Genomic DNA, 13,744 nt, shown 5'->3' with positions numbered 1-13,744 from the left:
TGCGGAGCCTGCGATGAAACGCTACCGAAAGCTGGACTACCCGGTGGACGAGGTCCGTCGCTTGCTGGAACCCGGCCCGGTGGTGCTGGTCAGTTCGGCGTGGAAGGGCCAGCGCAACGTGATGACGCTGGGCTGGCACACGGTGCTGGCGTTCACGCCTTCGCTGCTGGGGACGATGATTTCCAGCGGAAACCACAGCTTTGACCTGATCCGGCGCAGCCGCCAGTGCGTGATCAACCTGCCCACCGCCGACCTGCTCGACACCGTGGTGGGCATTGGCAACTGCAGCGGCGCCGAGGTGGACAAGTTCGAACGCTTCGGGCTGGACACCACCCCTGCCCACGACGTGGACGCCCCGCTGCTGGCGCAGTGCCCGGCCAGCTTCGAGTGCCGGCTGCACGATGCCAGCCAGGTGAAGCGGCACGGCCTTTTCATCTGGGAGGTGGTCAAGGCGCACGTGGCGACGGTGCCCAAACGGCCTCGAACCCTGCACTACCGTGGCGATGGGCAGTTCATGCTGTCCGGCGCCGAAGTGTCGCGTCGCCGTCTGTTCAAACCGGAAATGCTGTAATGGCCCGCATGACTCTGCAGGATGGCGCTGGATGACCGATCACCTTACCGACCTCGACGCGGCCACCGACTGGTTGCTGCAGCGGGTGGACGGCCCGCTGCGCATCGGCGCGCCGCTGGCCCTGGGCAAACCGCATCGGCTGCTCAATGCCCTGTATGCGCGCGTGGAGAACGATCCCGCACGGCCGCTGCAGATCTACACCGCGCTGTCGTTGAACCCGCCCAAGCCCGCCGCGGGTGGATTGGAAGCGCGCTTCATGGCGCCGTTCGCGCAACGCCATTTCGGCGACGACTTCCCGCGCCTGGCCTATGCCGACGCGATGGTCCGCGACCGCCTGCCGGCGCACGTGCAGGTGGAAGAGTTCTACATGCAGTCCGGCGCCCTGCTCGGCTCCTCGCAGGCGCAGCGCAGCTACACCAGCCTCAACTACACCCATGCCGCCGATGCGGTGGCGCAGCGCGCACCGCATGCGATCGTGCAGAAGGTGGCGATGCGGCCGGACGATCGGCGGCTGTCGCTGTCGTGCAACAACGACATCACCCAGGACACCCTGGATGCGATGGCCGCGCGTGGCCTGCCGCGTCCGCTGATGATCGCCGAGATCGACCCGCAGCTGCCCTACCTGAGCGGCTCGGCGACGGTGGATGTGAGCTTCTTCGACCTGGTGATCACCCCGCCGCCGCCCTACCCCGCTCTGTTCGGGCTGCCGCGGCAACCGGTCACGGATGCCGACTACGCCATCGGCCTGTATGCCAGCGCGCTGGTCCGGGATGGCGGCACGCTGCAGATCGGCATTGGCACACTGGCCGATGCGATCAGCCAGGCGCTGGTGCTGCGGCATACCGACAATGCCCGCTACCGGCAGATCCTGCACGCGCTGGATCCGAGCCTGGCCACCCACCCCACCGTGCTCGAATGCGGTGGCCTGGACCCGTTCGAGATCGGCCTGTATGGCTGCAGCGAGATGCTCAACGAGGGCTTCCGGCGGCTGGTGCAGACCGGCGTGATCCGGCGCAAGGTGCATGACGATCTGGGACTGATGCAGCGCATCGAGAACGGCAGCACCCTGACCATCGACCACGCCACGCTGGAGGCCGAAGGCGAATACCTGCATGGCGCGTTCTACCTGGGCTCGCCGGAGTTCTACCAGTGGCTGCGCGACCTGCCCGACGACGAGCGCGGCGCAATCGGCATGCGCCGGATCAGTGAGATCAACCAGTTGTACGGGGGCAATGAGGCCCTGGAGCGCGTGCAGCGCCGCCATGCCCGCTTCTTCAACTCCTGCATGATCGCCACCGCGCTGGGCGCGGCAGCCTCCGACGCGCTGGAAGATGGCCGCGTGGTGTCGGGCGTGGGCGGGCAGTACAACTTCGTGGCGATGGCGCACGCGTTGCCTGAAGCCCGCAGCGCGCTGATGTTCCGCGCAGTGCGTGAAGACAAGGGCCAGGTGCAGTCGAACGTGCGCTGGAACTACGGGCACACCACCATCCCGCGGCACCTGCGCGACATCTACATCAACGAGTACGGCATCGCCGACCTGCGCAACCTGACCGACGAGGACTGTGTGACCGGCATGACCGCGATCACCGATGCGGCGTTCCAGGCCACGCTGCTGCAGACCGCGAAAGCCGCCAAAAAGCTGGACGCCGCGTTCGTGGCACCGGCGCACTGGCAACAGCGCAACACCGCCGCAGCGGTGAGCGCCGCACTGGCCCCGTTCCGCCAGTCGGGGCTGCTGCCGGACTATCCGCTGGGCAGCGACTTCACCGAGGTCGAACAGCACCTGGTGAAAGCGTTGGGCTGGCTGAAGCAGAACACCCAGACCCGCGGCAGCAAGCTGCGCACGGTGCTGGCCGCCCTGCGCCAGCCGGCCGGCGATGGTGACGCGGTGTACCTGCAGCGGATGGGGCTGGATGCACCGAAGACGTTTGGCGAACGCATTGAAGCCCGGCTGGTGCGGTTGGCGTTGGCGCGGACTGCCGTGGCGTGAGCGTGGGGCAGCCGGGCATGACCCGGCTGCTCGACCGGATGTACCCGGTATTGGCACGCACCACCTGGTGCCGGTTACGCTTTGCCGATGAATAATGACTCCTGCTTCCTGCATGACCTGCAGCACCGCCAGACTGAAGGCGACGCACTGGCCTATCTCTGCTTCTGGGGCCATCGCCCTCCCCGCACCGGCGTAGGCGCGTCCTGCTTCAGCCAGTGGTACGACGCCGGCTTCGAACACGATGGCGTGCGTTACGCCACGGCTGAGCACTACATGATGGCGGGCAAGGCGCGCCTGTTCGGCGACGAAGAGATCCTGGCCAAGGTGCAGGCCTGCCACACACCAGACAAGGTCAAAGCACTGGGCCGGCGCATCCGTGGCTTCGACGATGCACGCTGGGCGCAGGCACGTTATGCGGTGGTGGTCCAAGGCAACCTAGCCAAGTTCACCCAGAACGCGGCGTTGGGTGCTTTCCTGCGCAGCACCGGTGACCAGGTGCTGGTGGAGGCCAGCCCGGTGGACACAGTGTGGGGAATCGGGCTGGCTCAGGACCATGCCGATGCATGCAACCCGGCACGCTGGAAGGGTCTGAACCTGCTGGGTTTTGCGCTGATGGAGGTTCGGGCGCGGTTGTAACCGGCGCCATTGGGGTTGCCGGCCAGCGGCCGGCACTACCGGTCAAATGCAGAAGGCCGGGGAATTCCCGGCCTTCTGGATTACATCTACATCATCGAACGCTGTGCGTCAGAGCGCCTTGGCTGCCGCCACCACGTGTTCGGTGGTGATGCCAAAGTGCTTGTACAGCGCTTCGGCCGGGGCCGAGGCACCGAAGGTGTCGATACCGATCACCGCACCGTCCAGGCCCACGTACTGGCGCCAGAAACCGGTAACGCCCGCTTCCACCGCCACGCGCTTGCGCACGGCGTTGGGCAGCACGGACTCGCGGTAGGCCGCGTCCTGGCGCTCGAACACGTCGGTGGACGGCATGGACACCACGCGGGTCTTGATCCCGGCGGCATCCAGCTCGGCCTTGGCGGCCACGGCCAGACCCACTTCCGAACCGGTACCGATCAGGATCACGTCCGGCACACCGCCTTCGGCGTCGGCCAACACGTAGCCACCGCGCGCGATCTGGGCAACCTGCTCGGTGCTGCGCGGCTGGTGCGGCAGGTTCTGACGGCTGAACACCAGGCAGCTCGGGCCGTCGGTGCGGGTGATCGCCGACTTCCAGCTGACCGCCGACTCAACCGCATCGCACGGACGCCACACATCGTTGTTGGGGATGTAGCGCAGCGAGGCCAGGTGTTCCACCGGCTGGTGGGTCGGGCCGTCTTCGCCCAGGCCGATCGAGTCGTGGGTGTACACATGGATGGCGTGCGCCGGGATCAACGCGCTCATGCGCACGCCGTTGCGGGCGTAATCGCTGAACACCAGGAAGGTGGCGTCGAACGGAATGAAACCGCCGTGCAGGGCCAGGCCATTGGCGATGGCGGTCATGCCGAACTCGCGCACGCCGTAGTACACGTAGTTGGCGTTCGGGTCGTCGGTGGCCACCGACTTGCTGGCCTTCCACAGGGTCAGGTTGGAATGGGCCAGATCGGCCGAGCCGCCCACCAGTTCCGGCAGCAGCGGTGCGAAGGCCTCAATGGCCAGCTGCGAGGCCTTGCGCGAGGCGATGGTCTGGCCGTCGGCCTGCACCTGGGCGATGTAGGCATCGGCCTTGGCGACGAAGTCGGCCGGCAGTTCGCCGTGCGAGCGACGGGTCAGTTCATCGGCTTCGGCCGGGAAATGCGCGGCGTACTTGTCGAACTGCTGTTCCCATTCGGCCTGGCGCAGGGTGCCGGTACCGCCGGCACGCCAGCCGGCGTAGATCTCTTCGGGGATTTCGAACGGACCGTAGTTCCAGCCCAGCTGCTTGCGGGTGGCCTCCAGTTCGTCCTTGCCCAGCGGCGCGCCGTGGCTGGATTCCTTGCCGGCCTTGCCCGGCGAACCGAAGCCGATCGTGGTGCGGCAGCAGATCAGGGTGGGCTTGTCGAACTGCGCCAGCGCGCCGTCGATGGCCGCCTTGATGCTGTCCGCGTCGTGGCCATCGACGCCGCGCACCACGTTCCAGCCATAGGCTTCGAAACGCTCGGGGGTGTTGTCGGTGAACCAGCCGTCGGTGTTGCCGTCGATGGAGATGTGGTTGTCGTCCCAGAAGCAGACCAGCTTGCCCAGGCCCCAGGTACCGGCCAGCGAGGCGGCTTCATGCGAAATGCCTTCCATCAGGCAGCCGTCGCCCAGGAACACCCAGGTACGGTGGTCGACGATCTCGTACTCGGGGCGGTTGTAGCGCTGGGCCAGCAGCTTTTCGGCCAGCGCAAAGCCCACGGCGTTGGCCAGGCCCTGGCCGAGCGGCCCGGTGGTGGTTTCCACGCCGGGGGTTTCATGGTGCTCCGGATGGCCGGCGGTCTTGCTGCCGAGCTGACGGAACTGCTTGAGCTGTTCGATCGGCAGGTCGTAGCCGCTCAGGTGCAGCAGCGCGTACTGCAGCATCGAGCCGTGGCCGTTGGACAGCACGAAGCGGTCGCGGTTGAACCACTTGGGGTTGTTGGGGTTGTGACGGAGATAGTCGTTCCAGAGGACCTCGGCGATATCGGCCATGCCCATCGGCATGCCGGGATGCCCGGACTTGGCGGTTTCGACCGCATCAGCGGCAAGGAAGCGGATGGCATTGGCCAACTGGCGGCGGGTAGGCTGCGTCATGGTTCTGAGAGTCGGGAGGCTCCCGCGGAGCTGCGGGCAGCCAATTGTCCCACAGACCTCCGGCGGGGTCAGGCCGGGCGTCGGCTTTCTGAACAAAAACGCCCCGCACGGGGCGGGGCGTTTTCGGGGGCGGTGCGCGGCAGGCCGCGCCACGCCGGGCGGTCAGTCGCGCTTGACCTGTTCCGGCACCGGGCTGTCCTCGGTCTCGCCCTTGGCCACCAAGGTGGTCAGGGCCAGGTCGCCGGTGACGTTCAGCGCGGTACGGCACATGTCCAGGAAGTGGTTCACGCCCAGGATCAGGCCGATGCCCAGCGGGTTGACCCCGACCATGGCGCAGATCATCGCCACCACCGGCAACGAGCCCGACGGCACGCCAGCCGTGCCGATGCCGCCCAGGATGCAGACCGCCATCACCATGATCTGCTGGCCGATGCTCAGGTCCACGCCAAAGAACTGGGCCAGGAAGATCACCGTCACGCCTTCAAACAGCGCGGTGCCGTTCTGGTTGGCGGTGGCACCCACGGTCAGCACGAAGCGTGACACCTTCTGCGGCAGGCCCATCTGGTCGGCCACGCGCAGCGCGGTCGGCAGGGTGGCGTTGCTGGAGGCGGTGGAGAAGGCCATCACCGTCGCTTCCTGGGTGTCGCGGAAGAACGACAGCGGCGAACGCCCGGACAGCCACACCGCGGTGCCGTAGGTCACCACCATGTGCAGGCCCAGCGCCAGCACCACCACGCCCACGTAGGCGCCCAGGCGGATGATCAGGTCGAAGCCGAACAGCGCGGCCAGGTTGAACATGAAGCAGGCCACCGCGTACGGGGCCAGCCGGATGACCAGGTTGATCAGCGTCATCGACACTTCGAACACGCCTTCCACGGCGCGACGCAGCGGGGCAACCTTCTCCTCGTCGCTGAGCACCATACCGATGCCGAACATCAGCGCGAAGAACATCAGCGACAGGATCGCGCCATTGTCCGATGCGGCCTGCAGCACGTTGCTGGGCACGATCGACAGCAGCATGTCCATGCCCTTGGGGGTTTCATGGATACCGGCGACGATTTCCTTGCTGCGCTCGGCGTTCTCCGAGAGCATCTGCGCGGCCACATGCGGGTCCACCCCGGCGCCGGGCTTGAGCACGTTGACCAGCACCAGCCCGATGCCCACCGCGATGCCCGACAGCAGCACCGTGTAGGCCAGGGTCTTCCAGCCGATCCGGCCGAGCGCGCGGATGTCGCCCATCTCCGACACGCCCATGATCAGCGCCGAGAAGATCAGCGGCACGATCAGCATGAAGATCAGGTTGAGGAACAGGCCCGACAGCGGCGTGGTCACCCAGGCCATCACGCCCCTGGCGACGTCGGTCAGGCCGGGCACGCCCGGGCCGGCGGCGTGCACGATCAGGCCCAGCACCAGGCCCAGCGCGAAGCCAATGCCCATTTTCCAGTGCAAGGGCAGTTTCTTGCGGGTCGTTGCGGCCTCAGTCATCTAGCAGCTTTCCTGTAAAGAATTGAACGAGCTTAGCAAAGCCGGCCCGTCAGGCCCGGCAGCGCATCAAGATCCCGAAGGATATAGAGGCGCCAGCCCATTGTTTTCCGCCACCGCGGCGAGCTGCCAGTGCGGTCCGTCATGGAAGGCCCGGCGCAGCGCCTGGCGCGCGGCGGCCACGTCGCCGCCCTGGCCGGACCAGCGCACCCGCTGCATCGCCAGCAGCGCTTCGCGCTGGACCGGGTCGGCCAGCCGTGCCAGCAGGGCCTCCAGGCCCACTACCCCGCCCATGCTGGCCAGCAGCGCGATGATCTCATCCAGCCCTTGGCTTTCCAGCGCGCGCCGCAGTTCAGCGCGCGACACCACGACCGCGGGCGAACCGGGCGGGCCCGGCTGCGGGGCGGTGGCCGTATCCCGGCGCTGCACCCGGCGCCAACCCCACCACAGCGTCAGCAGCCAGAGCACCGCGAACCCGGTGGCGGCCGCGATCCAGCCCCAGGGACGCGCCGACGCCGGCGGGTTGGCCAATGGCAGCGCGTTGGAGGCCGGCGGCGCCTCGCCCGGCAGCGCCGACTGGGTGTCCACCGGCACCGCGGCGGCGGCACTGCCCGCCCCCGCGGCGGCGACCTGCAGGGTCAGTGCCGGCAAGCTGGCCGTCCGCGCCTCGCCCGCCTTTACGTCCCACCAGGGCATGCTCGGCCCGGGCACGCGCAGGGTGCCCGGCGTGCGCGGCACGATCGAGTAGCGCCGGGTCAGCTTGAGCTGGGGCGTGTTGCCGCTGAAGGTCTCGTCGAACTGGGCCGGTTCGGCGAACACCTGCGCGTCGGGGCCGACGTCCAGCGCCGGCAGTTCCGGGAACTGCGCGCGGGTGGCGCCCTGGGCCACGGCTTCCACCACTACCGTGGCCGCCTCCCCGGCACGCGCCTGGGTGGGGGCGGCGGTGTAGCGCAGGCGCAGGTCGTGCAGCGGCAGCCACGGCTGCGCCGCGTTGGCCGGCTGCGGCTGCACCTGCAGCGTGCGCGTCGGCGCCGTTGCGCGCAGCCGTCCGTCGCCACCGAACATGTCATCGAAGAAGCCACCGGCGGCACGTCCGTTGAACTGGGCGGCCGGCAGCTGCAGCGGGCCGCTGCGTTCGGGAATCAGCAGGAAACGCCGCTCCACCAGGTTGTAGCGGCGGCCATTGACCTCGCGCACCAGGCTGCGGTCTTCACCTACCCGCTGCATCGACGCACCGGCTGGGGTATCCAGCAGCAGTTCGCCCGACACCAGCTGCGAGGCGTAGTACAGACGCACCACCACGCCCACGCTCTGCTGGACGTAGGGGGTAAGGTCGTCGACCTCGGTTTCCATGAAGACCGCCGCGTTACCGGGGACGGCCGCCGGCGCAGCGGAACTGGCGCCCACCTGCAGCAGCAGCGGTGCGGTGCGGTTGGCCCCCACCTGCAACGCGGGAATCTGCAGCGTGCCCGTGCGACGTGGCGACAGGGCCACCGCGTAGAGATTGCGCGCGGTGGTACCGCCCGTGCCCCATTGCATCTGGCGGCTGCTGGTCTGCGCGCTGAGCTCGAAATCAGCGCGCAGGGGCGTGTAGTCCGGTGCCCCGCCTGCATCGCTCTCGATGTTGAGGGTCACCGTTTCGCCGTCGCTGATCTGCTCGCGGTCCAGCCAGGCACGGGTCTGCGCCTGGGCCCAGCTGCTCGCCGCCAGCAGCAGCCAGCAGCAGCCGCGCATCCAGCGTCGCGTGGTCGAAATGGTGCTCATCGTCCTTCCCGTTTCCTGCGTTCGTTTTCGAGTTGGAACTTGGCGCGCAACAGGCTGCCCGGATCATCCGGCACCCGCCGCATCCAGGCTTCCACGGCCTGGCGCTGCTCGCGCTGCTGCGGGGTTTCCGCGGCCTGCCGCTGCGCCGGGGTGTCCTTGCCGTCCTTGCCCTGCCGCTGCAGGGCCTGTTGCATCTGCTGGCGCTGGGCTGCATCGGCCTGGGCCTGCGCGGCGGGGTTGGGATCCGGGTTGCCGGCGTCCTGCGTGTCCTTGTCCTTGCCCTGCGCCGGCGTGCTCGGCGGCTGGCCAGGGGTCTGCTGCCCGGGCTGCTTCGGCGGCTGGCCGGCGTCCTTGCCCGGTTGGCCCTGGCCCTGCGACGGTGGCGAGGTCGGCGGTTGCTTGCCCTGGCCGTCTTTGGGCGGCGCCGACGGCGGCTTGCGCTTGCGGGCGGCATCCACCGCCGCGCGGTTGGCGACCGCATCGGGCATGCCCGGGGTCTTGCGCAACGCCTTGTCATACGCCTCGATCGCGGCGTCGTACTGACCCTGGCGCGCCAGCGCATTGCCCAGGTTGTACCAGCCGACGTCGCTGTCGATACCGTCGAACTGCGCCTGCGCGGCCTTGAAATCGCCCCGCCGGTAAGCCTCCACACCCGCGCCCAGTGCCTGTTGGTCCACCTGGTCGGCACGCGTCCACCAGGTGCCTTCGGCAGCATGCGCGGGGGTTGGCAACGCCAGGGGCACCGACAGGCAGGTCACCAGCACCACGGCCAGGCCGCGTCTGCGGAACGCCCACAACGACAGCAGCATCAACGGCGGCAGCAACCAGAACCCTTCATCGCGCCAGGCCATGCCATTGCCGTCGCGGCGATCGTCCATGCTCGTCTTGGGGGTCAGCACGCCCAAGGCGCGCAGGTCGCCATCGTCGCTGGCCATCCGCGCGTACTGGCCGCCGCCCGCACTGGCCACCGCGCGCAGGGACGCTTCTTCCAAACGCGCCTGGGCAATCTGCCCATCGCCACTGCGGTAGGCGGCGCCGGTGGGTGTGCCCACGCCAAGCACCGAGACCGTTACGCCCTGGCGGCGCGCCGCGGTGGCCGCGCTGCTGGCGGCGGCGTCGGCACGATCGGTGAGCAGCAGGATGTCGCCGCTGCGTGCGCCGGACTGTTGCAGCAGCAGTACGGCCGCGTCCAGTGCGCGCTCGGCGCGCTGGCCATCACGCGGCATCACGTCCGGCCCGAGCGCATCCAGATACAGCGCCACATTGGCGGTATCGGCCGTCAGCGGCGCCACGGTGTACGCATCGTCGGCGTACACCAGCAGGGCAACCTCCCCGCCTTTGCGCTCGCGCAGCAGCGCGGCCAACTTGGCCCGCGCCTGCAGCAGCCGCGAGGGCGGCAGGTCGGTGGCCGTCACCCGAGAGGACAGATCCAGCGCCACCACCAGCGGCGCCGGCGATTGCCACAAGGGCTGCGCCACCTGCCGCCAGCTGGGACCCGCCAACGCAACCACGGCCAGCGTCCACCCCAGCAGCAACACCATCAAGCCGCCCCACGCACGCTGCCCACCGGCCACCAGCAGGTGGCGCAGCAGGTGCGCATCCACCGCGCTGTGCCAGGCGCTGCCGCGGCGGCGGCGCCAGTACCAGAGCGCGGCGATCAGCGGCAGCGCCAGCAGCAGCCATAGTGCGTTTGGACGCACCAGGTGCAGGGCATTCCAGTCGATGTTCATGCCCACCGCCTTGGCAGCAACCACGCCAGGCCGGCCAACAGCAGCGACAGCGCCAACGGCCATGCATACCGTTCGATGCGGGGCCGCACCGCCGGCCCGGCCGATGCCACCGGTTCCAGCCGCTGTAGTTCGGCATAGATACCGGCCAGCTCGTCGGTATTGCGCGCACGGAAGGCGCGGCCGCCGGTGAGCGTGGCGATCTTCTGCAGGGTGGCTTCATCAACGGGGTCTTCGCCCGGCGCGATCTGCACGCCGAACAGGCTGAAGCCGCCGTCACCGCCGAAGGCCACGGTGTACACGCGCACGCCTTCGGCCTTGGCCAGTTCTGCTGCGCGCAGCGGTTCGAGCACGCCGGCATTGCTCACCCCGTCGGTGAGCAGGATCAGCACGCGCTGCCCCTGCGGTTGTTCGCGCAGGCGTTTCACCGCCAGCGCGATCGCATCGCCGATGGCGGTCTCACGCCCGGCCAGGCCGACCACGCTGTCCCCCAGTTGCAGGCGCACGCTGGCCAGGTCGCCGGTCAACGGGGTCAACGTGTAGGCGCGTTCGCCGAAGATCAGCAGACCGACGCGGTCACCGGCACGCCGGTCGAGGAAATCCGCCAGCACCGCCTTGGCGGCCGTCAAACGGTCCACCACCTGGTGGCCGAGCAGCATGTCGGCCTCGCTCATGCTGCCGGACACATCGACGGCCAGCATCATCTGCCGTCCCTGCTGCGGCGGCGTCACCGCCTCACCCAGCTGCTGCGGGCGCGCGGCGGCCACGCACAGGCAGGCCCAGGCCAGCCACAACACCAGCCGCCCCAGCCCCAACGAACGCCCGCCCGCTGCCACGCCCAACGCCTGCAACTGCGCCGCCGCATAGGGCACGCGCAGGGCGGCAGCGGTGGCGCTGCGCTGTGGCCACCAGCGCATCAGCACCGGCAACGGCAGCGCGGCCAACATCCATGGCCACGCCAGCGTGTCCAACCACGCCAGCCAGCTGGGCAACCAGGCGGCCCAGTGTTCGGGTATCTGCATCGCGATCATCGGCGACGCCCCGCCATCAACCCCAGGAAGCGCCGGCGCGCCAGTACCCGCAGCCGCGTGGCGGCCTCGGCCTCCACCTGGGGGCGGTAGCCGCCGTCCAGCAGCAGTCGGCCATCGCCATCGGAGAAGGCGCGGCTGCCGGGCTCATCGAGGAACTCGAGCCAGGCCTGACCCTGCAGCAGCTCGGCACCGGGTTGATGGGTGCGCGCGGCGCGGCGCAGTAGTGCGGCGATGGCGGCCACTTCATCCACCCGGGTGGCCGCCTGCGCCACGCCGTCGTCGAACGTGCGCATCCAGCGCTGTTCGCGGCGACGGCGACGCGCCCGCCACCACCACAGCAGCGCGACCACACCCAGCAGCGCCGCCAGCACCAGCCACCAGCCCGGGGCCGGCGGCCACCACGGCGGCGACGGCGGCAGGTGCACATCGCGCAGCGGCAGGCTGCTGGCCGCGGTCATGCCACCACCGCCGAGGGCATCGGGGTCAACCAGCAGTCGCTGGCGTCATCGGTGGCCACCACGTGCACCTGGATGCGGCGCGACGACAGCTGCTTCTGCAGCGTTTCCAACGGTGCCACGAAGCGCTCGCGCCAGTGCTCACGGACAGCGGCCCGGTCCAGGTCGAGCATCACGCGTCGGCCCTGCGACAGGAACGCGAGCGGTGCCGATGGCGGGGCCAGTTCCAGCGGGTCCACCAGCAGCATCACCACCACTTCGTGGTGCATCGCCAGGGCGGTCCAGCGTGCAACGCTGATGGCGGAAGCCTGGCCGGGGTCGGCCAGCACCACCACGCGCGCGCCCGGCCGCAGCAGGCGGGCGGCATGTTCCAGTGCACGGTCCAGGCCGGCATCGTCGGAAGGCGGTTGTGCGTACCAGCGGGTCAAGGCATCCAGCACGCGCAGGACGCCCCGGGTGCCACCGGCCGGCGGCACCGGCGCTTCGACCGCACTGCCGCGCAGTGCACCGAGGCGATCGCCCTGGCGCTGCGCCAACCAGGCGGCAATCGCGCCGACGCGCGCGGCCTGCACCGATTTGAAGCGCACCCGGGTGCCGAAATACAGCACCGGGTCGGTATCGGCGACCAGCAGGGTCAGACGCTCACGCTCGGCCTGGAACAGCTTGGTATGCGCACGGCCGGTGCGGGCGGTGACGCGCCAGTCGATGTGGCGGGCGTCGTCACCGGCCACGTACTCGCGCGACTCGGCGTATTCCATGCCGCGGCCGCGCATCGGTGCGGGCGCGCTGCCGGCATGGCCAAGCCGGCCCCGCCGGGCCGGCGCCAACCGGTGCGCATTGCGTCGCAAGGCGACCAGTTCGGCCAGGCTGGGGCGCAGGCCGTCGCCGTTGGTCGCGCCTGCAGCGCTGTCCACGTTGGCGTCCATCCGGATCAGGGTGCCGGTACGCGGGCCAGCAGTTCGGCCACCAGACGGTCGCCATCCCAGCCTTCGGCGGTGGCTTCGTAGCTGGGCAGCACGCGGTGGCGCAACACGTCCGGGGCTACGCTGCGCACGTCATCGGGCGTCACGAAGTCGCGCCCGGCAAGCCAGGCTCGCGCACGTGCGCAGCGCTCCAGTGCGATGGAGCCACGCGGGCTGGCGCCCCATGCAATGCGTCGGGCCAGTGCGGGGTCGTAACGGGCGGCGTCGCGCGAGGCCAGCACGATTTCGATCAGGTAGCGTTCCAACGCCGGCGCCATGTGCAGCGACAGCACCGCCTTGCGTGCGTCAAACACATCCTGCAGCGGCATCCGCGCCGGGGCCGGTGGCGGTGTGCCCAGGGCATCGCGGGCACGCTCGCGCGCCAGGCGCAGGATCTCCGCTTCGGCGTCGGAGTCGGGGTAGCCGATGCGCACATGCATCAGGAAGCGGTCCAGCTGTGCTTCGGGCAGCGGGAAGGTGCCCTCCTGCTCGATCGGGTTCTGCGTGGCCATCACCAGGAACAGCGCCGGCAGCGCGTAGGTGTGGCGACCCACGGTGACCTGGCGCTCGCCCATGGCCTCCAGCAGCGCCGACTGCACCTTGGCCGGGGCCCGGTTGATTTCATCGGCCAGCAGGATCGGGTGGAAGATCGGCCCTGGTACGAATTCGAAGCGGCCTTCCTGGGGACGCCAGATTTCGGTGCCGGTCAGATCGGCCGGCAACAGGTCCGGGGTGAACTGCACGCGCGAGAAGTCGGCCTCCAGGCGTGCGGCCAGCGCGCGGATGGCGGTGGTCTTGGCCAGCCCGGGCGCACCTTCGACCAGCAGGTGACCGTCGGCCAGCAAGGCGGTCAGCAGCCGATCGACCAGCGCCGCCTGTCCGACGATCTCGCCGGCCAGGGCATCGCGCAGGGCGCGGAAACCGTCGTGCAGGCGGTCGTGGGCCAGTTCGGCGGCAGCAGGGGTATCGATCGAGGCGTCTGGCATGGGGGGAGGCAGGTTCATGGCGTCCGTGTGA

At 69.4% G+C, this 13,744-nt stretch carries 11 protein-coding genes; 3 read left to right on the top strand and 8 right to left on the bottom strand.

All coding sequences use genetic code 11. From position 1 onward, the window contains the following. Positions 1 to 13: 13 nt before the first annotated feature. The 3 genes from DX03_RS04090 (at position 14) to ybiA (ending at position 3,197) form a co-directional block, all read left to right on the top strand. Positions 14 to 571: a flavin reductase family protein gene (locus DX03_RS04090; protein WP_038686547.1), complete on the top strand. Its 558-nt coding sequence runs from the start codon at positions 14 to 16 to the stop codon at positions 569 to 571. A 31-nt stretch (positions 572 to 602) separates the two neighbouring features. Next, positions 603 to 2,561, top strand: coding sequence for an acetyl-CoA hydrolase/transferase C-terminal domain-containing protein (locus DX03_RS04085; protein WP_038686545.1), 1,959 nt, complete (start codon positions 603 to 605; stop codon positions 2,559 to 2,561). An 87-nt stretch (positions 2,562 to 2,648) separates the two neighbouring features. After that, complete coding sequence (gene ybiA / locus DX03_RS04080; RefSeq protein ID WP_038686543.1) at positions 2,649 to 3,197, top strand: riboflavin biosynthesis intermediates N-glycosidase; 549 nt, start codon at positions 2,649 to 2,651, stop codon at positions 3,195 to 3,197. Between the two features lie 108 nt (positions 3,198 to 3,305). Here ybiA and tkt read toward each other — a convergent pair whose 3' ends face one another. The 8 genes from tkt to DX03_RS04040 all read right to left on the bottom strand — a co-directional run bounded on the left by tkt (position 3,306) and on the right by DX03_RS04040 (position 13,731). Beyond that, positions 3,306 to 5,306: a transketolase gene (gene tkt / locus DX03_RS04075; RefSeq protein WP_038686542.1), complete on the bottom strand. Its 2,001-nt coding sequence runs from the start codon at positions 5,304 to 5,306 to the stop codon at positions 3,306 to 3,308. A 162-nt stretch (positions 5,307 to 5,468) separates the two neighbouring features. Beyond that, positions 5,469 to 6,791 carry a dicarboxylate/amino acid:cation symporter gene (locus DX03_RS04070; protein WP_038686540.1) on the bottom strand — a complete coding sequence of 441 codons (1,323 nt, stop codon included), beginning with the start codon at positions 6,789 to 6,791 and terminating at the stop codon, positions 5,469 to 5,471. Between the two features lie 66 nt (positions 6,792 to 6,857). Continuing rightward, positions 6,858 to 8,552, bottom strand: coding sequence for a BatD family protein (locus DX03_RS04065; RefSeq protein ID WP_051598737.1), 1,695 nt, complete (start codon positions 8,550 to 8,552; stop codon positions 6,858 to 6,860). Continuing rightward, positions 8,549 to 10,282, bottom strand: coding sequence for a VWA domain-containing protein (locus tag DX03_RS04060; RefSeq protein WP_038691874.1), 1,734 nt, complete (start codon positions 10,280 to 10,282; stop codon positions 8,549 to 8,551). The genes DX03_RS04065 and DX03_RS04060 overlap by 4 nt, the downstream gene beginning before the upstream one ends. After that, the gene (locus DX03_RS04055; RefSeq protein WP_038691873.1) at positions 10,279 to 11,301 is read right to left on the bottom strand and encodes a vWA domain-containing protein; all 1,023 of its coding nucleotides are present in this window, start codon (positions 11,299 to 11,301) and stop codon (positions 10,279 to 10,281) included. The genes DX03_RS04060 and DX03_RS04055 overlap by 4 nt, the downstream gene beginning before the upstream one ends. 5 nt (positions 11,302 to 11,306) lie before the next feature. Continuing rightward, positions 11,307 to 11,768 (bottom strand): DUF4381 family protein, encoded by a 462-nt coding sequence (locus DX03_RS04050; protein ID WP_038686537.1) that lies wholly within the window; start codon positions 11,766 to 11,768, stop codon positions 11,307 to 11,309. Beyond that, positions 11,765 to 12,691, bottom strand: coding sequence for a DUF58 domain-containing protein (locus DX03_RS04045; RefSeq protein ID WP_038686535.1), 927 nt, complete (start codon positions 12,689 to 12,691; stop codon positions 11,765 to 11,767). Before DX03_RS04045 ends, DX03_RS04050 begins: the two co-directional genes overlap by 4 nt. Positions 12,692 to 12,696: 5 nt before the next feature. Then, on the bottom strand, positions 12,697 to 13,731 hold the full coding sequence (locus tag DX03_RS04040) for an AAA family ATPase (protein ID WP_038686533.1): 1,035 nt from the start codon (positions 13,729 to 13,731) through the stop codon (positions 12,697 to 12,699). Positions 13,732 to 13,744 lie beyond the last annotated feature (13 nt).

The sequence above is a fragment of the Stenotrophomonas rhizophila genome, from assembly GCF_000661955.1.
In the GTDB taxonomy this organism is placed as follows: Bacteria; Pseudomonadota; Gammaproteobacteria; order Xanthomonadales; family Xanthomonadaceae; genus Stenotrophomonas; species Stenotrophomonas rhizophila.
Note: the sequence above shows the minus strand (reverse complement) of the source record. Positions and strands in the feature narration are given on the sequence as shown.